This window comes from Microbacterium sp. LEMMJ01, from assembly GCF_002114135.1.
In the GTDB taxonomy this organism is placed as follows: Bacteria; Actinomycetota; Actinomycetes; order Actinomycetales; family Microbacteriaceae; genus Microbacterium.
This window is the reverse complement of record NZ_NCTV01000033.1, coordinates 25017-47848: the sequence shown is the minus strand read 5'-3', so window position 1 is coordinate 47848 and position 22832 is coordinate 25017. Positions and strand designations below refer to the sequence as shown.

Annotated in this window: 21 protein-coding genes; 17 read left to right on the top strand and 4 right to left on the bottom strand. The window is 69.8% G+C overall.

Annotation, left to right across the window (positions count from 1 at the left end; translation table 11 throughout):
- The first annotated feature begins 180 nt into the window (after nucleotides 1-180).
- The 5 genes from B7W94_RS11485 (at nucleotide 181) to B7W94_RS11465 (ending at nucleotide 6018) form a co-directional block, all read left to right on the top strand.
- Nucleotides 181-1815: a peptide ABC transporter substrate-binding protein gene (locus B7W94_RS11485; protein ID WP_085606585.1), complete on the top strand. Its 1635-nt coding sequence runs from the start codon at nucleotides 181-183 to the stop codon at nucleotides 1813-1815.
- Nucleotides 1816-1916: 101 nt separating this feature from the next.
- The gene (locus B7W94_RS11480) at nucleotides 1917-2843 is read left to right on the top strand and encodes an ABC transporter permease (RefSeq protein WP_085606583.1); all 927 of its coding nucleotides are present in this window, start codon (nucleotides 1917-1919) and stop codon (nucleotides 2841-2843) included.
- Nucleotides 2836-3780, top strand: coding sequence for an ABC transporter permease (locus B7W94_RS11475; protein WP_085606581.1), 945 nt, complete (start codon nucleotides 2836-2838; stop codon nucleotides 3778-3780). Before B7W94_RS11480 ends, B7W94_RS11475 begins: the two co-directional genes overlap by 8 nt.
- Nucleotides 3777-5450, top strand: a complete 1674-nt coding sequence (locus tag B7W94_RS11470) for a dipeptide ABC transporter ATP-binding protein (RefSeq protein WP_085606580.1) — start codon at nucleotides 3777-3779, stop codon at nucleotides 5448-5450. Before B7W94_RS11475 ends, B7W94_RS11470 begins: the two co-directional genes overlap by 4 nt.
- Nucleotide 5451: 1 nt before the next feature.
- Complete coding sequence (locus B7W94_RS11465; RefSeq protein ID WP_085606578.1) at nucleotides 5452-6018, top strand: PH domain-containing protein; 567 nt, start codon at nucleotides 5452-5454, stop codon at nucleotides 6016-6018.
- A gap of 7 nt (nucleotides 6019-6025) precedes the next feature.
- On the opposite strand, the gene B7W94_RS11460 is transcribed toward B7W94_RS11465, so the two are convergent.
- Nucleotides 6026-6769 (bottom strand): CPBP family intramembrane glutamic endopeptidase, encoded by a 744-nt coding sequence (locus B7W94_RS11460; RefSeq protein ID WP_036292450.1) that lies wholly within the window; start codon nucleotides 6767-6769, stop codon nucleotides 6026-6028.
- 191 nt (nucleotides 6770-6960) lie between these two features.
- Here B7W94_RS11460 and typA point away from each other — a divergent pair, with 191 nt between their 5' ends.
- The 4 genes from typA (at nucleotide 6961) to B7W94_RS11440 (ending at nucleotide 12725) form a co-directional block, all read left to right on the top strand.
- Nucleotides 6961-8874 carry a translational GTPase TypA gene (gene typA / locus B7W94_RS11455; RefSeq protein ID WP_025102945.1) on the top strand — a complete coding sequence of 638 codons (1914 nt, stop codon included), beginning with the start codon at nucleotides 6961-6963 and terminating at the stop codon, nucleotides 8872-8874.
- 186 nt (nucleotides 8875-9060) lie between these two features.
- On the top strand, nucleotides 9061-9945 hold the full coding sequence (locus tag B7W94_RS11450; protein WP_172400114.1) for a phospholipase: 885 nt from the start codon (nucleotides 9061-9063) through the stop codon (nucleotides 9943-9945).
- A 105-nt stretch (nucleotides 9946-10050) separates the two neighbouring features.
- The gene (glsA, locus tag B7W94_RS11445) at nucleotides 10051-11103 is read left to right on the top strand and encodes a glutaminase A (protein ID WP_126894002.1); all 1053 of its coding nucleotides are present in this window, start codon (nucleotides 10051-10053) and stop codon (nucleotides 11101-11103) included.
- Nucleotides 11100-12725: an MFS transporter gene (locus B7W94_RS11440; RefSeq protein WP_085606576.1), complete on the top strand. Its 1626-nt coding sequence runs from the start codon at nucleotides 11100-11102 to the stop codon at nucleotides 12723-12725. Before glsA ends, B7W94_RS11440 begins: the two co-directional genes overlap by 4 nt.
- A gap of 3 nt (nucleotides 12726-12728) precedes the next feature.
- Here B7W94_RS11440 and B7W94_RS11435 read toward each other — a convergent pair whose 3' ends face one another.
- Nucleotides 12729-13277: a helix-turn-helix domain-containing protein gene (locus B7W94_RS11435; protein ID WP_025102949.1), complete on the bottom strand. Its 549-nt coding sequence runs from the start codon at nucleotides 13275-13277 to the stop codon at nucleotides 12729-12731.
- A gap of 105 nt (nucleotides 13278-13382) precedes the next feature.
- Here B7W94_RS11435 and B7W94_RS11430 point away from each other — a divergent pair, with 105 nt between their 5' ends.
- The 6 genes from B7W94_RS11430 to B7W94_RS11405 all read left to right on the top strand — a co-directional run bounded on the left by B7W94_RS11430 (nucleotide 13383) and on the right by B7W94_RS11405 (nucleotide 17787).
- Nucleotides 13383-14093 carry an AzlC family ABC transporter permease gene (locus B7W94_RS11430; protein WP_085606884.1) on the top strand — a complete coding sequence of 237 codons (711 nt, stop codon included), beginning with the start codon at nucleotides 13383-13385 and terminating at the stop codon, nucleotides 14091-14093.
- Nucleotides 14090-14404, top strand: a complete 315-nt coding sequence (locus B7W94_RS11425; RefSeq protein ID WP_025102951.1) for an AzlD domain-containing protein — start codon at nucleotides 14090-14092, stop codon at nucleotides 14402-14404. Before B7W94_RS11430 ends, B7W94_RS11425 begins: the two co-directional genes overlap by 4 nt.
- A gap of 40 nt (nucleotides 14405-14444) precedes the next feature.
- Nucleotides 14445-14855: a histidinol dehydrogenase gene (locus B7W94_RS11420; protein WP_253247433.1), complete on the top strand. Its 411-nt coding sequence runs from the start codon at nucleotides 14445-14447 to the stop codon at nucleotides 14853-14855.
- Between the two features lie 9 nt (nucleotides 14856-14864).
- Entirely contained in the window at nucleotides 14865-15185 is a 321-nt protein-coding gene (gene fdxA / locus B7W94_RS11415) for a ferredoxin (RefSeq protein ID WP_017203330.1), read from the top strand.
- Nucleotides 15186-15194: 9 nt separating this feature from the next.
- A complete protein-coding gene (gene dapC / locus B7W94_RS11410) occupies nucleotides 15195-16307 on the top strand; it encodes a succinyldiaminopimelate transaminase (RefSeq protein WP_085606572.1) in 1113 nt (370 codons plus the stop codon).
- A 190-nt stretch (nucleotides 16308-16497) separates the two neighbouring features.
- The gene (locus B7W94_RS11405; RefSeq protein ID WP_025102954.1) at nucleotides 16498-17787 is read left to right on the top strand and encodes a citrate synthase; all 1290 of its coding nucleotides are present in this window, start codon (nucleotides 16498-16500) and stop codon (nucleotides 17785-17787) included.
- 79 nt (nucleotides 17788-17866) lie between these two features.
- Here the strand turns inward: B7W94_RS11405 and B7W94_RS11400 are convergent, their stop codons facing one another.
- A complete protein-coding gene (locus B7W94_RS11400) occupies nucleotides 17867-19234 on the bottom strand; it encodes a DEAD/DEAH box helicase (protein ID WP_085606571.1) in 1368 nt (455 codons plus the stop codon).
- A 237-nt stretch (nucleotides 19235-19471) separates the two neighbouring features.
- Nucleotides 19472-20425 carry a 2,3,4,5-tetrahydropyridine-2,6-dicarboxylate N-succinyltransferase gene (gene dapD, locus B7W94_RS11395; protein ID WP_025102956.1) on the bottom strand — a complete coding sequence of 318 codons (954 nt, stop codon included), beginning with the start codon at nucleotides 20423-20425 and terminating at the stop codon, nucleotides 19472-19474.
- Between the two features lie 66 nt (nucleotides 20426-20491).
- On the opposite strand from dapD, the gene dapE reads away from it, so the two are divergent.
- Nucleotides 20492-21565: a succinyl-diaminopimelate desuccinylase gene (dapE, locus tag B7W94_RS11390; RefSeq protein WP_025102957.1), complete on the top strand. Its 1074-nt coding sequence runs from the start codon at nucleotides 20492-20494 to the stop codon at nucleotides 21563-21565.
- Nucleotides 21547-22764 carry a hypothetical protein gene (locus B7W94_RS11385; RefSeq protein ID WP_025102958.1) on the top strand — a complete coding sequence of 406 codons (1218 nt, stop codon included), beginning with the start codon at nucleotides 21547-21549 and terminating at the stop codon, nucleotides 22762-22764. The genes dapE and B7W94_RS11385 overlap by 19 nt, the downstream gene beginning before the upstream one ends.
- The last annotated feature ends 68 nt before the right edge of the window (nucleotides 22765-22832 follow it).

The window sequence follows — 22832 nt, the reverse complement described above, 5'->3', positions numbered from 1 at the left end:
TCCCGGCGGCGCGGCGCCGTTCGCGTTGCGCCATGTTTCGGTCATGTGACAGATGGTCACCACTCAGTAACAGTTCGTTAGCTGAACGTCCTGGACGCGCGACCACCGGGTTACGCTCAGGTATCCCTGCGCGCTCGATGATGAGCCGCGCAGAATTCCCACGTCCACAGGAGGACAAAAGTGAAGCGCAACAAGATCGCCCTCGCGGGCAGCGCACTGTTCGTGATCGGCGCCCTGACCCTGGCAGGCTGCGCCAGCGGCGGCGGCAACGACTCCACGGAGGAGACGCCCTCGGGTGACCCGACCGCGACGATCTCGGTCAACAACACCGAGCCGCAGAACCCGCTCATCCCGACCAACACGAACGAGGTCGGCGGCGGCCTGGTGCTGCAGAGCATCTTCGCGGGTCTGGTCTACTACGACGCCGAGGGCGCCGTGCACAACGACCTCGCCGAGTCGATCGAGACCGAGGACTCCCAGACCTACACGATCAAGATCAAGCCCGACCAGACCTTCGCCAACGGAGACCCTGTCGACGCCGAGTCCTTCGTCAAGGCCTGGAACTACGGTGCCGCGCTCGACAACAAGCAGCTCTCGAGCTACTTCTTCGAGTCCATCGAGGGCTTCTCCTACGAGGAGAACGTGCCGGAGCTGTCGGGCCTCGAGGTCGTGGATGACCTCACCTTCACCGTCAAGCTCAAGCAGCCGGAGTCCGACTTCCCGCTCCGCCTGGGTTACACCGCCTTCTTCCCGCTGCCGGCATCGGCGTGGGACGACCTCGAGGCCTTCGGTGAGAACCCCATCGGCAACGGCCCGTACGTCTTCGCCGAAGAGGGCGCCTGGCGTCACAACGAGAGCATCGAGCTCGTCAAGAACGAGGACTACACGGGTCCGCGTGAGGCGCAGAACGGTGGCATCGACATGCGACTGTACGCCAGCACGGAGGCGGCATACGCCGACCTGCAGGGTGGCGAGCTCGACATCATCCAGGAGATCCCGGACACCGCTCTGCAGACGTTCGAGACCGACTTCCCGGACCGCACGGTGAACCAGCCAGCCGCGGCGAACGCGACCATCACCATCCCGGAGCGCCTCGAGCACTGGAGCGGTGAAGAGGGCCAGCTGCGTCGCGCCGCCATCTCCCACGCGATCGACCGCGAGGAGATCACCGACGTGGTCTTCAGCGGCACGCGCACGCCGATGAAGGACTTCACGTCGCCGGTGATCGACGGCTACTCCGAGGACATCCCCGGATCTGAGGTGCTCGAGTTCGACCCCGAGAAGGCCAAGGAGCTGTGGGCGCAGGCCGACGAGATCGCGCCGTGGACCGGGTCCTTCCAGATCCAGTACAACGCCGACGGCCCCAACCAGGGTTGGGTCGACGCAGTCGCGAACCAGATCAAGAACAACCTCGGCATCGAGGCTTCGGGCAACCCGATTCCGACCTTCGCCGAGCACCGGACGCTGATCACGGAGGAGAAGACGCAGACCGCGTTCCGCACCGGGTGGCAGTTCGACTACCCGTCGATGTTCAACGGCCTCGGCCCGCTCTTCGGCACGGGTGCCGGCTCGAACGACGGCGACTACTCGAACCCGGAGTTCGACAAGCTCCTCGACGAGGGCTCTGCGGCTTCCGACGTCGAGGCGGGCATCGCCAAGTTCCAGGAGGCGCAGGAGATCCTCTTCCAGGACCTCCCGGCCATCCCGCTGTGGTACACCAACGCCATGGGCGCTTGGGGCGACTCGGTGGAGAACGTCGAGTTCGGCTGGGACACCTGGCCGATCCTCTACCAGGTCACGAAGGACGGCGAGTAAGTCTGACAGCACGAACCTGTGAGGCGGTGACGGTCTTCCGTCGCCGCCTCACAGGCTGTGTTCGTCACACTCACTCCGCCTCCTGACTACGGGACAGACGCATGCTCGGCTACATCCTGAGACGTCTCCTGCAGGTGATCCCGGTCTTCTTCGGGGCCACCCTGCTCATCTACTTCCTCGTGTTCGCCATGCCCGGCGACCCGATCCTGGCACTCTTCGGCGACCGGACCCCGAACCCTGCCGTGGTGGAACAGCTGCGCGAGCAGTACCACCTGAACGACCCGTTCCTGGTGCAGTACTGGTACTACATCACCGGCGTCTTCCAGGGCGATCTGGGCACCACCTTCTCCGGCCGGCCGGTGTCGACCGTACTCGCCGAGACGCTTCCGGTCACCGGTCGCCTCGCGGTGATGGCCATCGCCATCGAGTTCACGCTGGCGATCATCATCGGCACGGTTTCGGCGCTGCGCAAGGGCAAGCTCTTCGACCACACGATGCTCATCGTCGCGCTCGTGGCGATCGCGATCCCGATCTTCGTCGTCGCCTTCCTGGCGCAGTACTTCCTGGCGATCAAGCTGGGCTGGTTCAAGCCGACCGTCGGGTCGGACAACGACTGGGGTGGCCTGTGGCTGCCGGCCATCGTTCTGGGCTTCAGTCTGTACGCCGTGAGCATGCGGCTGATGCGCAGCTCGGTCATCGACACGCTCAACCAGGACTGGGTCCGCACGGCGTACAGCAAAGGGCTCTCGCGCGGTCGCGTGATCCCCGTGCATGTCCTCCGCAACTCCCTGATCCCGGTGATCACGAACTCCGCGACGAACTTCGGCGTGCTGCTCGTCGGCGCGACCGTGACCGAGGGAATCTTCAACGTCCCTGGTGTCGGCAACACCCTGTACCAGGCCGCGATCCGCAATGAGGGGCCGACGGTGGTCTCCTTCGTCACGGTGTTCGTGATCCTGTACGTCCTGGTCAACCTCATCATCGACCTGCTGTACGGTCTGCTCGACCCAAGGATCCGCTATGCCTGACCCCACCACGCAGAACCACTATGTCGCTCCGGTCGAGACCGAGACCATCTCTGTCGACGCCGTGCGGATCGCCGAGAAGCCGCGAAACCTCTGGCGAGATGCCTGGTCGGACCTCCGACGGCGTCCGCTGTTCTGGTTCTCCGTCGTCCTCGCGGTGTTCTTCATCGTGATGGCGCTCTGGCCTACCCTCTTCACGTCGGCGCCACCGAACTCCGACTGCCAGCTCGGGAACAGCAACGCCGGCCCCACCGAAGGACATCCGCTGGGCTTCACGTTCCAGGGGTGCGACATCTACTCCCGCATCGTCTGGGGCGCGCAGACGTCACTCTCCGTGGGCCTCCTCGCCACCGCGATCTCCTCGATCCTCGGACTCATCATGGGCGCGTTCGCCGGTTTCTACGGCGGCTGGCTCGATTCGGTGCTCTCGCGGATCGGCGACATCTTCTTCGCCATCCCGTACATCCTCGCCGCCGTCGTCGTCATGACGGTCTTCTCCCAGTACCGCTCGGTGCCCGTGCTCGCGCTCGCCATCGGTGGCTTCGCGTGGGCGGCAACCGCTCGCGTCGTGCGGGCAGAGGTGCTGCGCGTCCGGCAGTCCGACTTCGTCGTGGCCTCCCGTGCACTCGGGCGGTCGAAGTTCCGCACGCTGGTGGGACACGTGATCCCGAACGCGCTCGCACCGCTGCTCGTGGTGTCGACGCTCGGGCTCGCCGCCTCGATCGTCGCGGAGGCCACGCTGTCGTTCCTCGGCGTCGGGCTGGGAAGCAACGTGATGTCGTGGGGCAACGACATCGGTGCCGCGCAGGCATCGCTGCGGGTGGCGCCCATGGCGCTCATCTATCCGTCGATCGCGCTCACGCTGGCCGTGCTCGCCTTCGTCACGCTCGGCGAACTCATCCGAGACGCCATCGACCCGAAGGCGAGGGCACGGCGATGACCGCACGAGCAACCGCGCAGATCCCGCTGCTCAGCGTCCGCGACCTCAGGGTCGCGTTCCGCACTCAGGAAGGGGAGAAGGAGGTCCTCCACGGAGCCAGCTTCGACATCTTCCCGGGTGAGACCGTCGCCATCGTGGGCGAGTCCGGTTCGGGCAAGTCCACCACGGCGAGCGCCATCGTGAACCTTCTGCCCGGAACCGGTGTCGTCACCGGAGGATCGATCACTCTCGACGGCCGGGAGCTGACGAAGCTCGGTCGCCGGGAGATGGAGGCCGTCCGCGGTCGCGAGATCGGCTTCGTCCCCCAGGACCCGATGTCCAACCTCAATCCGGTGTGGAGCATCGGCTTCCAGGTGAAGGAGGCGATCCGTGCGAACGGGATCGCCCGCGGCCGCGAGGCCGTGAAGGCGCGGACGATCGAGGTGCTGAAGCAGGCGGGGCTGGCCGATGCCGAGAGGCGTCTGCACCAGTACCCTCACCAGTTCTCCGGCGGTATGCGTCAGCGGGCGTTGATCGGGATCGGCCTCGCGGCCGACCCCAAGCTGCTCATCGCCGACGAGCCCACCTCGGCGCTGGATGTCACGGTGCAGCGCGTCATCCTCGATCACATGGCGACGCTCACGCGTGACAAGGGCACCTCGGTGCTCCTCATCACGCATGACCTCGGCCTCGCGGCCGAGCGTGCGGAGAAGATCATCGTGATGAGCAACGGCAATATCGTGGAGGCCGGGCCGAGCCGGCAGATCCTGGAGAACCCGCAGCATCCGTACACCCAGCGACTGGTCGGGGCCGCACCCAGCGTCGCGTCGCAACGTATCCAGGCGGTCGTGGAGGACCGGGGCATCGAGACGCTCGACGACCTCGCCGCCATCCCGCCGACGGTGCGCGTCACCGGGCTCACCAAGGACTACAAGATCCGTCAGGGGAACTTCCGCAGCGAAGCCTTCCGGGCGGTCGACGATGTCTCCTTCGAGATCCTGCGGGGGAAGACCCTCGCGCTCGTGGGCGAGTCGGGGTCCGGTAAGTCGACCGTGGCGAAGATGGTGCTGAAGCTCGAGGAGCCCACGAGCGGCACCATCGAGATCGACGGGCAGGATGTGTCGCGCCTCTCGAACGCGCAGGCGTTCGGGTTGCGTCGTCGCATGCAGCCGGTGTTCCAGGACCCCTACGGCTCGCTCGATCCGCTGCGCAACATCGGGAACACGATCTCGGAGCCGCTGCAGATCCACGGTGTGGGCGACCGCACCGCGCAGCGCGAGCGCGTCGAGGAGCTCCTCGACCAGGTGGCACTGCCCCGTGCGCTGGCCACCCGGTATCCGAACGAGCTGTCAGGCGGTCAGCGGCAGCGCGTCGCGATCGCGCGCGCTCTCGCCCTCAAGCCCGACATCGTCGTGCTGGACGAGGCGGTGTCGGCGCTCGACGTGCTCGTGCAGGACCAGATCCTGAAGCTGCTCGCCGAGCTCCAATCGGAGCTGAACCTCACCTACCTCTTCATCACGCACGACCTCGCGGTCGTCCGGGTCTCCAGCGACCTGGTGTGCGTCATGGAGAAGGGCAAGGTCGTCGAGCAGGGGACGGTCGACGAGATCTTCGCGAACCCGCAGGAGGAGTACACGGACCGCCTTCTCAAGGCGATCCCCGGCGCGTCGATCCCGCTCGGCGGCCGCTGAGGTGGCACCTCCCGGACACCCCGAGGGCGCACGGACCCACCGTGCGCCCTCGGGCACCGTCGTCTTCGTCCTCAGCATCCTGCTGGTGCTGTTCCTGCTCGGGGACACCGTCGTCAACGGCAGCATCGTGCAGGCGCTTCTCGTGGCGCCCTGGCTGCTGCTCGGGCTGTGGATCGTGTACGAGACGGCCTTCGTCTCCTTCGTCCGCGTGGATCAGGAGGGGGCCGTGGTGCAGAACCTGCTGCGTCGCACGACCTTCGGCTGGGCGCGTGTGCAGGACATCGACATGCGCTGGCAGCTCGAGTTCACGCTGGACGACGGCCGCACCGTGAGCTGTTGGGGCGGACCGGCCAAGGCACGTCCGCCTCGTCGCTCCCGTGATGAGGATGCCGAGGTGAAGGTGCCGTCGGCGCTCCGGGTGCTCACCGGCATCCGCGACCTGTGGAGCGCGGCGCCCGCGACGGCGGACGCCCCGGTCCGACGCAGCTGGGACGGCCCGGCCCTCATCGCCCTCGCCGTCATCGTGCTGTGGGCCGTCGCGGCGCTCGTCGTCGTCAACCTCGGCTGAGCGCGCCTCAGCCGGGAAGACCGAACAGGGCGGGCCAGGTCGCCGCGGCCCAGGGATAGCCGACGAACGCCGCCGCGTCGATGAGGAAGTGCGCCACCAGGAACGGCAGCAGCCGACCGGTGCGGTGGTAGAGCCACCCGAACAGCAGTCCCATCGCGAGGTTGCCGATGAAGGCACCGGGCCCCTGATAGAGGTGGTACGTCGCACGGAGCACGGAGGTCGAGACGATGATCGTCCACGGCGACCATCCGAGCTGCCGCAGGCGGGCGAACAGGTACCCGAGCACGACGAACTCCTCCTGGAGCGATGCGCGGGCGGCGGCGAGCAGGAGGATCGGCACGGTCCACCAGTGCGCGTCCAGACCCGCGGGGTTCACGGCCACGAACAGTCCGAGCGCCCGCCCGCCGAGGTAGAGCGCCAGCCCCGGCACGCCGATCGCGAGGACGAGGAGCACGCCGCGGCCGACGTCGCCGGCCACCCGGGTGCCGTCGAGGCCGAGGCGCTCCAGGTGCGGGCGACGGCGCTGCCAGAGCAGGAAGCACACGAGGAGCACCGGCACCAAGGCGAATCCGATCGACAGCACCTGATAGATGAGGTCGAACACCTCCCGGTCGCTGCGGGAGGGGTTGAGGGTGGCGGTCTGATCCGCGAGGGGGGTGTCGTCGGTGAGTCGATAGGCGAGCTGCACGATCGCGTAGACCGCGGACTGGCCCAGACCCAGGGCGAGCACGATGGCGATCTCCCACCACAGGCGTGCCCGCCCCTCACGCGGTTCGTCCCGCCGAGTGGGCGCGGTCGACGGCGTCTGCGGCGCCGGGGGAGTCGGGTCGGGGAGGGTCACGGGACGATGCTACGACGTGCGTTCAGGAACCCGATCCGCGCGTACGTTATCCTGGAACGTCGGCTTCCCGGCGCAACCCCACACTCTTTGAGGACCCTTGTATGGCGCACGCCCTCCGCTCTGACCTCCGCAACGTCGCAATCGTCGCCCACGTCGACCACGGCAAGACCACGCTCGTCGACGCGATGCTCCGCCAGACGGGCTCCTTCGGCGAACACTCGCACGTGGAGGAGCGCGCGATGGACTCCAACGATCTGGAGCGCGAGAAGGGCATCACGATCCTCGCCAAGAACACGGCGATCACCTACAAGGGCAAGCACGCCGGCGGCAAGGAGATCACGATCAACGTGATCGACACCCCCGGCCACGCCGACTTCGGCGGCGAGGTCGAGCGCGGCCTGTCGATGGTCGACGGCGTCGTGCTGCTCGTGGACGCGAGCGAGGGCCCGCTGCCGCAGACCCGCTTCGTGCTGCGCAAGGCACTCGAGGCCAAGCTCCCCGTCATCCTCCTCGTCAACAAGACCGACCGTCCGGACGCCCGGATCGCCGAGGTCGAGGAGGAGGCGCACGACCTCCTGCTGGGCCTGGCCTCCGATCTCGTCGACGACGTGCCCGACCTCGACGTCGACGCGCTGCTCGACGTGCCCGTGGTCTACGCCTCCGGTCGCGCCGGTGCCGCGTCGCAGAACCGTCCCGCCGACGGCTCGCTGCCCGACAACGACGACCTCGAGCCGCTGTTCGAGGCCATCCTCGAGCACGTCCCGGCCCCGGCCTACGACGACGAGGCCCCGCTGCAGGCCTGGGTCACGAACCTGGACTCCAGCCCCTTCCTCGGTCGCCTCGCCCTGCTGCGCGTCTTCAACGGCACACTCAAGAAGGGCCAGACGGTCGCGTGGGTCCGCTCCGACGGCTCGACCAGCAACGCCCGCATCACCGAGCTGCTGAAGACCCGCGCCCTGGAGCGCTACCCGGCCGAATCCGCCGGCCCCGGCGACATCGTCGCCATCGCCGGCTTCGAGGACATCACGATCGGCGAGACCATCGCCGACCCCGAGGACATCCGCCCGCTGCCGGCCATCACGGTCGACGACCCCGCGATCTCCATGACGATCGGCACGAACACCTCGCCGCTCATGGGCAAGGTCAAGGGGCACAAGCTCACCGCCCGCATGGTGAAGGACCGCCTGGACCGCGAGCTCATCGGCAACGTGTCGCTCAAGGTCGTCGACATCGGCCGTCCCGACGCCTGGGAGGTGCAGGGCCGCGGTGAGCTGGCCCTCGCGATCCTCGTCGAGAACATGCGCCGTGAGGGCTTCGAGCTCACGGTCGGCAAGCCGCAGGTGGTCACCAAGAAGATCGACGGCAAGGTCTACGAGCCGTTCGAGCACCTGACCATCGACACGCCGGAGGAGCACCTCGGCGCGATCACCCAGCTCCTCGCGAACCGCAAGGGTCGCATGGAGAACATGACCAACCACGGCACCGGCTGGGTGCGCATGGAGTTCGTCGTGCCCTCGCGTGGTCTCATCGGCTTCCGCAGCGAGTTCCTCACGACCACCCGCGGCACGGGTATCGCCAACGCGATCTCGCACGGCTACGAGCCGTGGGCGGGGCAGATCACCACCCGCCAGAACGGCTCGATCGTGGCCGACCGCTCGGGTGTCGTCACCCCCTTCGCGATGATCGCGCTCCAGGAGCGCATGTCGTTCTTCGTGCAGCCGACCGAAGAGGTCTACGAGGGCATGGTCATCGGCGAGAACTCGCGCGCCGACGACATGGACGTCAACATCACCAAGGAGAAGAAGCTCACCAACATGCGCTCCTCCACGGCCGACAACTTCGAGTCGATGACGCCGCCGCGCATCCTCACGCTGGAGGAGAGCCTGGAGTTCGCGCGCGACGACGAATGCGTCGAGGTGACTCCGGAGAAGGTCCGCATCCGCAAGGTGATCCTCGACCAGACCGTCCGCGGTCGCGAGGCCTCGCGTCTCAAGCGTCAGGACGCGAACGCCTGATCGCACCGCACTCCTTTCGAGAGGGCCCTACGCCGCCGCCTGGCCGCGTGGGGCCCTCTCTCATGAAAATCCCAGGTGAGGGCTAGTTTTCGTTCAGGTTGATGACGCAGACTCGTTGACTTGCGCCCGGGGCGAGCTCCCGATGAGTCCCCGATATGGGCGTACGACGACCCGAAAGTCAAAGCCTTGCTTCAGAAGACCCGTGCGCTTCGGCGCGCCTCCGACGCGGCAGCCGCTCGCGCCACCGTCACCCGTACACCCCTCATCGCCCTCGGCGCCGCCACGGCCGCGCTCGTCGGCATCACCCTCAGCGTGGGCCTCGCCTCCGCCCCGGCGGCCGGAGCGGAGCGCTCCGACGCCACCTCCGCCGTCACGAGCCACGACCTCGGCACCGAGCCCCTCACCCGTATCGCCGATCAGGCCGTCATGACGGTCTCGAACGCGACCGATGCGGTCGCCGCGGCGAAGAGCCTGTCCACGGAGGTCGCCGAGTCGGGCCTCGACGTGGGCGCGGCGGCGTCCGTGGACACCACCGCTCTCGAGGACGACCTGGAGACCCTCGCCGATCGATCCACCCTCCCGCTGGTCCTCATCACCGTGACGGCCGAGCAGGCCGAAGCCGAGACCGAGAAGGTCGTGACGGCCACCGCAGACCTCCAGGAGGCCTTCACGGCCGCGCAGGAGAAGAAGGCGGCAGAGGACGCCGCCCGCGCCGCCGAGGAGAAGGCGGCGGCCGCAGCGGCGGCGCTCGCCTCCGCGAACACGCCGGACGGGGCTCGGGCCACCGCACAGCAGATGATGGCCGACCGCTACGGCTGGGGCGGCGACCAGTTCTCCTGCCTGAACTCGCTGTGGAACAAGGAGTCCGGCTGGAACTACCAGGCGTACAACAACGACGGGGGAGCGACCGGCATCCCGCAGGCGCTGCCCGGCAGCAAGATGGCCTCGGCGGGTGCCGACTGGCAGACGAACGCCGCCACCCAGATCGCCTGGGGCCTGCAGTACATCGCCGACGCCTACGGCACCCCGTGCAGCGCCTGGGGACACTCCCAGGCCATGAACTGGTACTGAGCCGCAGAGCGGGCCCCCTCGCGGACGATTGCCCCTAGCCGTCACCCGACACGGACGCTACCGTGACAGGGAGACGGCTGGGGGCGTCGCGATTTCCGAGGAGGAATGGTGCTCGACCCCACCGTCTGGCTCGACGTCCCGCAGGAGGTCTCCACGGGCACGCTTCCCGGATGGGAGCGGGTGGACGAGCTCGTGCGGGAGGCGCACGCCCGGTACGCGGACGAGGTGTCCGGGGAGGTGGCGGACTACATCCCCGTCCTCGCCGCGGTCGATCCGGAGCTGTTCGGGCTCGCGGTGATCGAGGTGGGCGGCGGCATCCACGACGCCGGAGACGCGCTGCACGCGTTCTCCATCCAGTCGATCTCGAAGATGTTCGTCTACGCGCTGGCGATCCAGGAGCACGGCCACGAGCGGGTCCGCGAGATCGTGGGCGTCAACAACACCGGCCTCGCCTTCAACTCGGTGGTGGCGCTGGAGCTCAACGACGGGCATCCGCGCAACCCGATGGTCAACGCCGGGGCGATCGCGACCACGGCGCTGATGCCCGGCGCCACGGCGGTGGAGCAGTGGGAGCGCGTCCGCGAGGGGCTGTCCGCGTTCGCCGGACGACCGCTGAGCCTGGACGGCGAGGTCTACGCCTCCGAGGCCGGGTCGAACGAGCGCAACCGCGCGCTCGGATGGCTGCTGCGCAGCTACGGACGACTGGCCGGCGATCCGGACGAGATCGTCGACGTCTACACCCGTCAGTGCGCGCTCAGCGTGACCGCGCACGACCTCGCCGTCATGGGGGCCACGCTCGCCGACGGCGGGGTCAACCCCGTGACGGGAGAGCGGGTGGTCTCCGCGGACGTCTGCCGTGACACGCTCGCCGTCGTCGCGGCGAGTGGGCTGTACGAGCGGTCAGGGGACTGGCTGTTCGAGATCGGCCTTCCGGCCAAGTCGGGCGTCTCGGGCGGCCTCGTCGCCGTCTCTCCCGGCAAGGGCGCCGTCGCCGGCTTCTCGCCCCGGCTGGACGAGGCGGGCAACTCGATCCGGTCGCAGATGGCGATCGGCCACCTGTCGCGGTCGCTGGGGCTGAACCTCTTCGCCTCCGCGCCCGCGCCCGCGCATGCCGGCGAGGCGCGTGTCTCGTCAGCCTCGGAAGGAGAGCGCTCATGACCCGCACGGCCCCCGCCCCCGCGAAGACGTCCTGGCTGCCGATGGTCAGCCTGTTCCTCGCACAGGTGCTCATGTCCTTCAACGTCGCAGCGCTGCCGATCTCGCTCGGCGGCATGGTGAGCGACTTCGGCGTCCCGCCGACCGTCGCGAGCACGACGATCGTGATGTACGGCCTCGCCGTCGCGGCGCTCGTGATGACCGGGGCCAAGCTCGGGCAGCGCGTCGGCTGGGTGCTGATCTTCCGCGTCGTCGTCGCGCTCTTCGCGGGGTCGGCCGTGATGATGCTCCTCGCCCCGACCGTTTGGTGGGCCATCGCCGGGCAGGCCGCGGCGGGAGCGGCCGCGGCGATCATCGTCCCCTCGATCGTGGCTCTGATCGCCGAGAACTACCGGGGCCCGCAGCAGGCCACGGCCATCGGCGCGATCGGCTCGGCACGCGCGATCTCCGGCGTCAGCGCCTTCCTCATCGGAGGGACGCTCGGGACGCTCGTCGGGTGGCGTCCGCTCTTCGTCATCGTGCTGGCGATCGCCGTCGCGGTCTTCGCGCTGAGCTTCACGCTGCGCGGCGATCGCGGCGATGCGGCGATCCGCATCGATCTCGTCGCGGCCCTCCTCATCGGCGCCGCGATCGTGCTGCTGACCCTCGGATTCAACAACCTGAACAGCTGGGGAGCGCTCGCGGCGGCGCCGTCCGCCCCGTTCTCGGTCTTCGGGCTCTCCCCGGCACCCCTCTTCATCGTGCTGGGGATCATGCTGGGCCAGGGGTTCTTCCTGTGGACGCGGCGGCGGATGGCGGAGGGCAAGGTGCCGCTGATCGATCTGAGCGTGCTGGGGTCGTCCCGGGAGCGCGCCGCGGTGTACGCCATGTTCATCGTCGTGGCGCTGGAAGCCTGCGTGAACTTCACGGTGCCGCTGTACATCCAGATCGTCCAGGGGCGGACGCCCTTCGACACCGCCCTCGCGATGATGCCGTTCAACCTCACGGTGTTCGTCACGGCGACGCTCGTCGTGCGGTTCTACACGCGCTACCCGCCGCGCACGATCGGCGTCTTCGGGTTCATCCTCACGACGGCGGCGCTCGTCTGGCTGTCCGTCGTGGTGACGAACAACTGGGAGACCGTGCCGACCATCGCCGGCCTCATCGTGTTCGGCATCGGCCAGGGCGCGCTCGTCACCCTGGTCTTCAACGTGCTCGTGACCGCGGCGCCGCCCGAGCTCGCCGGCGACGTGGGATCGTTGCGCGGCACCACGCAGAATCTCGCCTCCGCGGTCGGGACGGCGCTCGCCGGGGCGCTGCTGGTCTCGCTGCTCGCGCTCAACGTCGGACGCGCGGTCGTGGAGCATCCGGAACTGCCGCCGTCGCTGGTGTCGCAGGTCGACCTGAACGAGGTGAACTTCGTCAGCAACGACGAACTGCGTGCGGTCCTGGAGACCACGGACGCGACGCCGGAACAGGTCGACGCCGCGGTCGCCGTGAACGAGGAGTCGCGCCTGCGCACCCTCAAGCTCGGCCTGCTGATCCTCGCCGCGGTGAGCGCGCTCGCGATCCTGCCGGCGTCGCGCCTGCCGAACTACCGTCCGCACGAGATCCCGGACCCCTCGCCGGCCGGGCCGGGGGAGTGATCCTCAGCGCAGCTCGGAGATGAGCACGGCGCTCGTCCCGGGCGCGATGGCCTCGAACACGTGCGCCGCGTCGCCGGCATACGTCAGGTAGTCGCCCGGGTTCAGCACCACGGCATCCTCGGGCGGGCCGACCCGCGCCTGTCCGGCGATGAGGATCACGTGCTCGATCGTGCCCGCATGGTGGGGGTCCGAGCGTCGGGGGTCGCCGGGCTCCGCCTGGATGAGGTACACGTCGCGCCGGGCGCCCGGAGGGCTCGCGGAGAGGAGGGTGGCGCTGTAGGCGGCGGCAGAGGAGGGCACCCCCGCGAGGTCGTCGGCGCGGATGAGGGTGGGGGCGTTGGCCTGCTGGTCGACGAGCACCGCGAAGGGCACGCCGAGCGCGACGCCCAGCGCCCACAGCGTCTCGACGCTCGGGTTGCCGGCACCGCTCTCGAGCTGGGAGACCGTCGCCTTGGAGATGCCGGCCCGCCGGGCGAGCTCGGAGACGGACAGGTTCGCCGCCTCGCGCTCGCGGCGGAGCGTGCGGGCGATGCGGGTGCGGAGATCGTCCATGCGTTCATCATGGCAAACGATCGTTCGCTTGACTATGCATCCAGGCATGTTCAGAATGATGATCGTGTGTTCAGTGAAGCGAACGTCGTGGCGGAGCGGACCCCGATGACCGCCGAGCGCGAGGTGTGGCGCGAGGCGCTCGGCGTCGTGCTCGCGACGAGCGCCTACGGGATCTCCTTCGGCGCGCTCGCCGTGGCCGCGGGCCTCGACGTGTGGCAGACATGCGTGCTCAGTCTCCTGATGTTCACCGGGGGATCGCAGTTCGCCTTCGTGGGAGTCTTCACCGCCGGCGGACTGGCCGCCCTGCCCTCGGCGATCGCGTCCGCCGCCCTGCTCGGGGTGCGCAACGTCGCCTACGGGATGCGCATGTCGCCGGTCGTCGGCGGAGGACCGGTACGACGAGCGCTCGCCGCGCACTTCACGATCGACGAGTCCACCGCCGTGGCGATCGCGCAGGACGATCCGCGCCTGCGCCGGGTGGGATTCTGGGTCACGGGTGTCGGCATCTTCCTCGGCTGGAACCTCACCACGCTCGTCGGTGCGCTGGTCGGCGACGTGCTCGGCGACCCGAAGGCCTGGGGGCTGGACGCCGCGGCGGCCGCGGCGTTCCTCGCCCTGCTGTGGCCGCGTCTGCGTCAACGGCAGGCGGTCGCCGTCGGGATCGCGGCCGCCGTGATCGCGGCCGCCCTCACCCCGTTCCTCCTGCCCGGACTCCCGGTGCTCGTCGCCGCTCTCGTCGCGATCGTCGTCGGATGGTTCAACTGGCTCGGAACGCCGCGACCCGCAGGCGCCGGCGAAGGGGAGGGGACCGCATGACCCTCTGGAGCGCCATCCTCCTCGCGGCCCTGATCTGCCTCGCCCTGAAGGCCGTGGGCTATCTCGTGCCGCCGAAGGTGCTCGAAGCGCCGCGCCCCGCCCGTATCTCCGATCTCCTCACCGTCGCGCTGCTCGCCGCCCTCGTCGCGGTGCAGTCGCTCGGCGACGGGCAGGCCATCACCGTCGACGCGCGTGTCCCCGCCCTGCTCGTCGCCGCGGGACTCCTCTGGCTGCGGCAGTCGTTCCTCGTGGTGGTGGCCGCCGCCGCCCTCGTCGCCGCGCTGCTGCGGCTGTTCGGTCTGGCCGCCTGACACGTCGTTCCGCCGGACAGCGCCCGGGTAGGATCGGGGGGTGCGCGGGAAGTGGTTGTCGAGGGTGCTGTCCTGGGTAGCTGCTGCCCTGGTGGGTGGGGTCTACGGCGTGGCCGGGACCATCGCACACAGCGTCATGTGGGGGCCGATCCCGATCGGCCTCATCGTCGCCGCCATCGCCTGCGCCGCGATCCTCATCGCCGTGCGGGCGCTCACCCACGACCGGGGAGCGGCCGTTGCCGCCGGTCTGGGGATGCTGGGCATGATCGTGCTCATCTCGGGCGTCGGCCCCGGCGGCTCCGTCGTCGTGCAGGACACCCTCGCCGGGCGCATCTGGACGTATCTCGCCGCCGGCATCGTGCTGCTGGTCATCGCGTGGCCGTCGTTCTCCCGGCAGCCGGTCCGCCCCGCCACGCCGTCCTCGGAGGAACCCGCGGTCCACGGGTCGTAGACTGAGGGGGTGACGTATGTGATCGCCCTCCCGTGCGTCGATGTCAAGGATCGCGCCTGCATCGACGAGTGCCCCGTTGACTGCATCTACGAGGGCGAACGGTCGCTCTACATCCACCCCGACGAGTGCGTGGACTGCGGAGCGTGCGAGCCGGTGTGCCCGGTCGAGGCGATCTACTACGAGGACGACCTGCCCGACGAGTGGCAGGACTACTACAAGGCCAACGTCGAGTTCTTCGACGAGATCGGCTCGCCCGGCGGCGCCGCCAAGGTCGGCGTCTACCCGTTCGACCACCCGATCATCGCCGCGCTCCCGCCGCAGGGCGAGTAGGCGCGCTCCGTGAGCGTCCGCGACCTCGCCGACTACCCGTGGGACGCCGTGGTCCCGTATCGTGAGCGCGCCGCCCGGCACCCGGGCGGTCTCGTCGACCTCTCCGTCGGCTCGCCGGTCGACCCCACCCCGGAGATCATCCGTCGGGCCCTCGCCGCGGCGACCGACGCCCACGCCTACCCGCAGACCGTCGGCACCCCCGCGCTCCGGGAGGCCATCGTCGACTGGTACGCCCGCCGCCGCGGCGTCCCGGACCTCCGGGTCGACAACGTGCTGCCGACGATCGGCTCCAAGGAGCTCGTCGCGCTCCTGCCCACGCTGCTGGGGCTCGGCACCGGCGATATCGTGGTGCATCCTCGCGTCGCCTACCCGACGTATGAGGTCGGCGCGCGGGTGGCAGGGGCGACGCCCCTCGCGGTCGACGACCCGGCGGAGTGGCCGGAGGGCGCCAAGCTCATCTGGATCAACACCCCGGGCAATCCCGACGGCCGCACCTGGACGGTCGACGAGCTCGCCGCGGCGGTGCAGCGGGCGCGGGAACTGGGCGCCGTGCTGGCCAGCGACGAGTGCTACGCCGAGCTCGGCTGGGACGGCCCCTGGGCGGACGACGCGATCCCGTCGGTGCTCGACCCCCGGGTGACCGGCGGCACGCGGGCGAATCTCCTCAGCGTGTACTCGCTGAGCAAGCAGTCCAACCTCGCGGGTTATCGGGCGGCCTTCGTCGCCGGCTGCGCCCGCGTGGTCGGCGAGCTCCTCGCCGCGCGCAAGCACCTCGGCCTCATGCCGCCCGCGCCGGTGCAGCAGGCGATGATCGTCGCCCTCGGTGACGACGCACACGTCGCGGCGCAGAAGGAGCTCTACCGTGAGCGGCGGGCGCTGCTGCTGCCCGCCGTCGAGGCTGCCGGCTTCCGCATCGACGGCTCCCAGGCCGGGCTGTACCTCTGGGCGACCGAGGGGCGCGACGCCTGGGAGTCGATGGCGCGCCTCGCGGACCTCGGGATCCTCGCGGGCCCCGGGCACTTCTACGGCGCCTCGTCGCCTGCGCACGTGCGGCTGTCGCTGACGGCGCCGACCGACCGCGTCGCGGAAGCGGCGCGACGCCTGCGCGGCGCGGATCTGTAGGATCCCTCCCTGTTGCAGCCATCCCTTTGGCGGTTGTCACAGTAGGCCTGCGTGACGACTAGGCTGTAAAGGCGATTCGGTCGGCACCCGGCCCGGCGCTCGGCGCCAGAGATATCGCCAGTTCCGGCTTGATCAAGAACTTGCTGACGCCCGCGATGCCGGGGCGATCAGACAGAATGAGGAGGTCCGCGTGAGCGCTGCGGCAGACCAGACGGCGAAGCTGACGATCGGCGACACCACCGCCGAATTCCCCCTGGTGCGCGGTACCGCGGGTCACGACAGCATCGACTTCTCGACGCTGACCCGTCAGACCGGCTACACCGGGCTCGACTACGGCTTCGTCAACACCGCCTCCACGAAGTCGGACATCACCTTCATCGACGGCGACAAGGGCATCCTGCGCTACCGCGGCTACCCGATCGAGCAGCTCGCCGGCAGCACCAGCTACCTCGAGGTCGCGTGGCTGCTCATCTACGGAGAGCTCCCGTCCGCCGGAGAGCTGGCCGAGTTCGACGAGAAGATCCGTCGGCACACGCTGCTGCACGAAGACCTCAAGCGCTTCTTCTCCGCGCTGCCGCACACCGCGCACCCCATGTCGGTGCTCTCCTCCGCCGTCGCCGCCCTGTCGACGTACTACGAGGGGCAGACCGACCCGCACAACCCCGAGCACGTCGAGCTGAACACCATCCGCATGCTCGCCAAGCTGCCGGTCATCGCCGCCTACGCGCACAAGAAGAGCGTCGGCCAGGCGTTCCTCTACCCGGACAACTCGCTCGGCTTCGTGGAGAACTTCCTCAAGCTGAACTTCGGCGTGAACTCCGAGCCGTACGAGATCAACCCGACCATGGTGAAGGCCCTCGAACTGCTGCTCATCCTGCACGAGGACCACGAGCAGAACGCCTCGACCTCCACCGTCCGCCTCGTCGGCTCCACGGGAGCCAACCAGTTCGCCTCCGTCTCGGCCGGCATCCAGGCCCTCTCGGGTCCGCTGCACGGTGGTGCGAACGAGGCCGTCCTCACGATGCTCGGCCAGATCCGCGACTCGGGACAGAGCGTCTCCCGGTTCGTCGAGCGGGTGAAGAACAAGGAAGAGGGCGTGAAGCTCATGGGCTTCGGGCACCGGGTGTACAAGAACTACGACCCGCGCGCCAAGCTCGTCAAGGAGGCCGCGGACGAGGTGCTGAGCTCGCTCGGCGTCACCGACCCGCTCCTGGACCTCGCGAAGGAGCTCGAGGAGATCGCCCTCGCGGACGACTACTTCCGTGAGCGTCGCCTGTATCCGAACGTCGACTTCTACACGGGCGTGATCTACAAGGCGATGGGCTTCCCCACGCGGATGTTCACGGTCCTCTTCGCGATCGGCCGCCTGCCCGGCTGGCTCGCCCAGTGGCGCGAGCTCCAGCTCGACCCGCAGACGAAGATCGGCCGTCCGCAGCAGCTCTACACCGGGTCGCCGGAGCGCGCCTTCCCGACGCGCTGAGCGCGGCGCCGCAGACGACGAAGGCCCCCTCGCACCGGAGTGCGAGGGGGCCTTCGTCATCGTCAGGCGCGAGCCGGGATCAGCGTCCCTGGCCGCCGAGCGCGCCCTGGCGGCCCTGGCCGCCCTGGCGCTGCGCACCCGGCGCGCCCTGGCCGGCAGAGCGCGGACGGCGACGACGGCGGGAGGGCGGGGTGGTCGCGGTGCTCTTCTCGCCGCCCGCGGGCCGCTGCTTCGCAGAGCGCTGCTGCTGCGGCTGCGGGGGAGCGGGGCGCACGTGCGGAGCCCGCTCGGGGACGAGCTCGGTGACGGCGTCGGCGGTGAGGTTCTCCAGGGGTGCGGTGATGGCGGCCTTGCGCAGGAGATCCTTCACATCACGGCGCTGCTCGGGCAGGACCACGGTGACGACCGTGCCGGCGGCGCCGGCGCGAGCCGTGCGGCCCGAGCGGTGCAGGTAGGCCTTGTGCTCGACGGGCGGATCGACGTGGACGACGAGGTCGACGTTGTCCACGTGCACACCGCGGGCCGCGACATCGGTCGCGACGAGGACGCGGACGCCCCCGTCGGCCGGGTCGGTGGAGAAGGCGCCGAGGTTGCGCTCGCGTGCGTTCTGGGACAGGTTGCCGTGCAGGTCGACGGCGGGGATCCCGGCGGCGGTGAGCTGCTTGGCGAGCTTCTTCGCCTGGTGCTTGGTGCGCGTGAAGAGGATGCGACGGCCGGTGCCCGAGGCGAGATCGCGCACCAGCACGGTCTTGTTCTCGGGGGAGTCGACGACGAGCACCCGGTGGGTCATCTCGCCGACGGGCACGCTTGCCTCGTCGACCTCGTGGCTGACGGCGTTCGTGAGGAACCGGCGGGCGAGGGTGTCGATGCCGCGGTCCAGCGTGGCGCTGAAGAGCAGGCGCTGACCGTCGGCGGGCGTCGCCGAGAGGATGCGGGTGACGCCGGGGAGGAAGCCCAGATCGGCCATGTGGTCCGCCTCGTCGAGCACGGTGACCTCGATCGCGCTGAGACGCACGACCTGCTGCTTCATGAGGTCTTCCAGACGGCCGGGGCAGGCGACGACGATGTCGACGCCGCCCTGCAGCGCCTGCTCCTGCGGACGCTGGCTGACGCCGCCGAACACGGTGGTGACCCGAAGGCCGACGGCCTCCGCGAGCGGGGCGACGGTCGCGGCGATCTGGGTGGCGAGCTCGCGGGTGGGGGCGAGCACGAGGCCGCGGGGAAGGCCGGAACGGCGCTTGTGGCCGGAGGCCGCCAGGCGGGCGACGAGGGGGAGCGCGAAGGCGATGGTCTTGCCGCTGCCCGTGCGTCCGCGACCGAGGAGGTCACGGCCGGCGAGCGAGTCGGGCAGGGTGTCGCGCTGGATCGCGAACGCCTCGGTCTTTCCGGAGGCGGCGAGAACGGTGGCGAGCTCGGCGGGAACGCCGAGATCGAGGAAGGAAGGCATGCAGAGAACTCCGTCAGCGCACGAGAACGGCGCGGGATAGTGGGGTGAGGTGGGCGAAGACGCAGCGAGTGCGCGTCCGTTCGCCGTGCGAATGGCCAGTTCGGGCTGGAGAGGGGAGCGCGGGCGCTCGCTTCGGTCCTCGGAGACCCCTAGACGACGACGATGCTGACCGGCCGGCGGCGCGGGCAACGGAGCCAGTCTACCAGCGGAGACCGGTCGAAGGCTGCAGGCGGGCTGTCAGGCGTGGAGCGCCTCGTTGAGCGTGACGCCGACGCCGGCCCGGCGGACCGCCTCGACGGCACCCGTGAGGGAGTTGCGACGGAAGAGGAGGCCGTCCTGGCCGGAGAGGTCGGCGCCCTTGACGGTCTTCCGTCCGCCGTCGGCCGTCGCGGGACCGTCGGCGAGCACGATCTTCGTCCCGGCGGTGACGTAGAGCCCGGCCTCCACGACGCAGTCGTCGCCGAGGGAGATGCCGATGCCGGCGTTCGCGCCGAGAAGCGTGCGGGCGCCGATCGACACGCGGTGCGACCCGCCGCCGGAGAGGGTGCCCATGATCGAGGCGCCGCCGCCGATGTCGCTGCCGTCGCCGACCACCACGCCCTGCGAGATGCGCCCCTCGACCATCGAGGCGCCGAGGGTGCCGGCGTTGAAGTTGACGAAGCCCTCGTGCATGACCGTGGTGCCGGGGGCGAGGTGGGCGCCGAGCCGCACGCGCGAGGCGTCGGCGATGCGCACCCCGGCGGGCTGCACGTAGTCGGTGAGACGAGGGAACTTGTCCAGGCCCTGGATCTGGATCCCGGCGCGCTGGAGCTGCGGACGCAGGCGCGCGGCATCGGCGGGGAGCAGCGGGCCGGCATTGGTCCAGGCGACGTTCGGCAGGTGACCGAAGATGCCGTCGAGGTTGAGGGCGTTCGGCCGCACGAGCAGGTGCGACAGCGCGTGCAGACGCAGATAGGCGTCCGCGGTGGAGACCGGGGCGGCGTCCAGATCGATCGTGAGCTCGACCACCGCGAGGGTGACGTCGCGGCGCTCGTCCTGACCGGTCTGTGCGTCGAGCGCGGTGCGCGCGGCGGCGACCTCGGTCTCGGACGGCGCGGACGAGCGGACCTCCGGGTACCACGCGTCGAGGACCGTGCCGTCGCTCGCGGTGGTCGTCAGGCCGAGTCCCCAGACAGATCGTGCGTCGCTCATGCCTCCACGGTATCGCGCCGGCGACGGTGTCCCGTCCCGCATGACGGGCATCAGTAGGCTGGGGGCATGGTGCTCGATCTGACCGCGTCCTCCGCCGACATCACCCGCGCGATCTGCGACGTCCCGAGTGTCTCCGGCGACGAGAAGACACTGGCCGACCTGATCGAGGAGGCCGTGTCCGGTCTGCCGCACCTGGAGGTCATCCGGCACGGCAACACGGTCGTCGCCCGCACGGATCTCGGTCGGGCGCAGCGCGTCGCGATCGCCGGGCACATCGATACCGTGCCCCTCAACGACAATCTGCCCACGCGCGACATCGAGATCGACGGCGTGCCGTATCTGTGGGGTCGCGGCACCGTCGACATGAAAGCCGGGGTCGCGGTGCAGCTCAAGCTCGCCGCCGAGCTCACCGACCCCGCGATCGACGTGACCTGGATGTGGTACGACAACGAGGAGGTCGCGGCCTCCCTGAACGGCCTCGGGCTTCTCGCCGCAGCGCGTCCTGACCTGTTCCAGGCCGATTTCGCCATCCTCGGGGAGCCGTCGAACGGCCAGGTCGAAGGCGGGTGCAACGGCACGCTGCGGGCGATCGTGCGGACCACGGGCGTCCGCGCGCACAGCGCCAGGGCCTGGATCGGCGAGAACGCGATCCATCGCGCGGCGCCCATCCTCACCCGGCTGTCCGAGTACCGGGCCCGGGAGGTGCTGGTGGAGGGCCTGCTCTATCGGGAGGGGCTCAGCGCGGTCCGCATCGCGGGTGGGGTCGCCGGGAACGTCATCCCGGACGCCTGCGAGGTCGAGGTCAACTACCGCTTCGCGCCGAACAAGTCCGCGGCCGACGCCGAGGCCCACGTCCGGGCGGTCCTCGCCGGCTTCGACGTCGAGATCACGGATGCCGCCGAGGGCGCCCGCCCCGGGCTGGACGCCGACATCGCGCGCCGGTTCGTCGCGGCGGTCGGCGCGGAGCCGCAGCCGAAGTACGGATGGACCGACGTGGCGCGCTTCTCGGCCCTCGGCATCCCGGCCGTGAACTACGGGCCCGGTGACCCGCATCTCGCCCATCACGACGAGGAGCGTGTGCCGCTCGCCCAGATCGACGCCGTCGAGCGGGGTCTGCGCGCATGGCTCACGTCGCACTGACGCTCGCACGGCGCTGGGCGCGGATGCCGCTGGCTCTGCGCATCGGCATCATCTACGTCCTCGCACGGGTCGTGACGACCGGATTCCTCATCGCCGCGGCCTCCCTGTCCACGGTGTTCTCGCGCTTCGGCGGCGACGCCGGGCTCGTGGACTTCGTCCTCGGATGGGATGCCCAGTGGTACTGGCAGGTGGCGGTGCACGGCTATCCCGCCGACCTCCCGCTGACCGACGAGGGGGAGGTGGCCGAGAACGCGTGGGCCTTCATGCCCGTGTTCGCGTACGCCGCGAAGGCGCTGGGCTTCCTGTTCGGCTCCTGGGGCGCCGGAGCGCTCGTGCTCGCGCTCGTCGCCGGCTATCTGGCCTGTCTCGCCCTGCATCGTCTGCTCCGCGACCGCATCGGGAACGCGGCGGCGCTGTGGGCCGTCGTCTTCTTCGCCGCCGGCCCCCTGGGCGCCCTGTTCCAGGTCGGCTACGCGGAGACGCTCTTCCTGCTGCTGCTCTTCCTCGCGCTGGACGCGACGATCCGCCGGAACTACGCCTGGCTGTACGTGCTCATCCCGGTGCTGGGATTCACCCGCCCCGGAGTGCTCGCCTTCGCCCTGTACCTCGGTCTGCACGGGATCCTCCGCTGGACGCACCGTCGCACGGATCCGCTCGGGGGCAGGGAGGTCGTGCACATCGTCGCCCTCGGCGCACTGGCGACGGCGACCGGGTTCGCGTGGCAGGTGATCGCCGGTGTCGTGACCGGGGACCCCGGCGCCTACCTCGCCACCGAGCTCGCCTGGCGCCGGCACTGGATCACCGGGGGCGTCGAGGGGTTCGTGCCCTTCGAGGGCTGGGTGCAGGCATCGCAGTTCTGGTTCGAGCTGTGGGGCCTGCCAGCCGGCTGGGGGCCGGTCGCGCTCATCGTGCTCGTGGTCGCGGCGGCCGCCGCGCTGCTGCTGTCCCCGCAGGTGCGCGCTCTCGGCCCCGACCTCCGTCTCTGGAGCGCGAGCTACCTGCTCTACCTGCTCGCGGTGTTCTTCCCGCAGTCGAGCACGTTCCGCCTGCTGCTGCCGCTCAGCCCGGCGTGGGGAGCGGTGGCGGTACCGCGCTCACGAGCGTGGCGGCTGGGCGTGCTGGCGCTGTGCCTGGTCGGCCAGTGGGTGTGGATCTATCACGTGTATGCCCTCGGCAGCACGTTCTGGCAGGTGCCCTGACGACGCCGGGGAGCGGATTGTGTCCCGTGACGTCCACGGCGCGGTCGCACCCGATAAACTCGTCCCAT

Coding starts and splice junctions, on each gene's coding strand:
- B7W94_RS11480 (WP_085606583.1), top strand. CDS start 1,917: ATGCTCGGCTACATCCTGAGACGTCTCCTGCAGGTGATCCCGGTCTTC.
- typA (WP_025102945.1), top strand. CDS start 6,961: ATGGCGCACGCCCTCCGCTCTGACCTCCGCAACGTCGCAATCGTCGCC.
- dapE (WP_025102957.1), top strand. CDS start 20,492: ATGGTGCTCGATCTGACCGCGTCCTCCGCCGACATCACCCGCGCGATC.
- B7W94_RS11470 (WP_085606580.1), top strand. CDS start 3,777: ATGACCGCACGAGCAACCGCGCAGATCCCGCTGCTCAGCGTCCGCGAC.
- B7W94_RS11400 (WP_085606571.1), bottom strand. CDS start 19,234: ATGCCTTCCTTCCTCGATCTCGGCGTTCCCGCCGAGCTCGCCACCGTT.
- glsA (WP_126894002.1), top strand. CDS start 10,051: ATGGTGCTCGACCCCACCGTCTGGCTCGACGTCCCGCAGGAGGTCTCC.
- B7W94_RS11425 (WP_025102951.1), top strand. CDS start 14,090: ATGACCCTCTGGAGCGCCATCCTCCTCGCGGCCCTGATCTGCCTCGCC.
- B7W94_RS11385 (WP_025102958.1), top strand. CDS start 21,547: ATGGCTCACGTCGCACTGACGCTCGCACGGCGCTGGGCGCGGATGCCG.
- B7W94_RS11430 (WP_085606884.1), top strand. CDS start 13,383: ATGACCGCCGAGCGCGAGGTGTGGCGCGAGGCGCTCGGCGTCGTGCTC.
- B7W94_RS11475 (WP_085606581.1), top strand. CDS start 2,836: ATGCCTGACCCCACCACGCAGAACCACTATGTCGCTCCGGTCGAGACC.
- dapD (WP_025102956.1), bottom strand. CDS start 20,425: ATGAGCGACGCACGATCTGTCTGGGGACTCGGCCTGACGACCACCGCG.
- B7W94_RS11440 (WP_085606576.1), top strand. CDS start 11,100: ATGACCCGCACGGCCCCCGCCCCCGCGAAGACGTCCTGGCTGCCGATG.
- B7W94_RS11435 (WP_025102949.1), bottom strand. CDS start 13,277: ATGGACGATCTCCGCACCCGCATCGCCCGCACGCTCCGCCGCGAGCGC.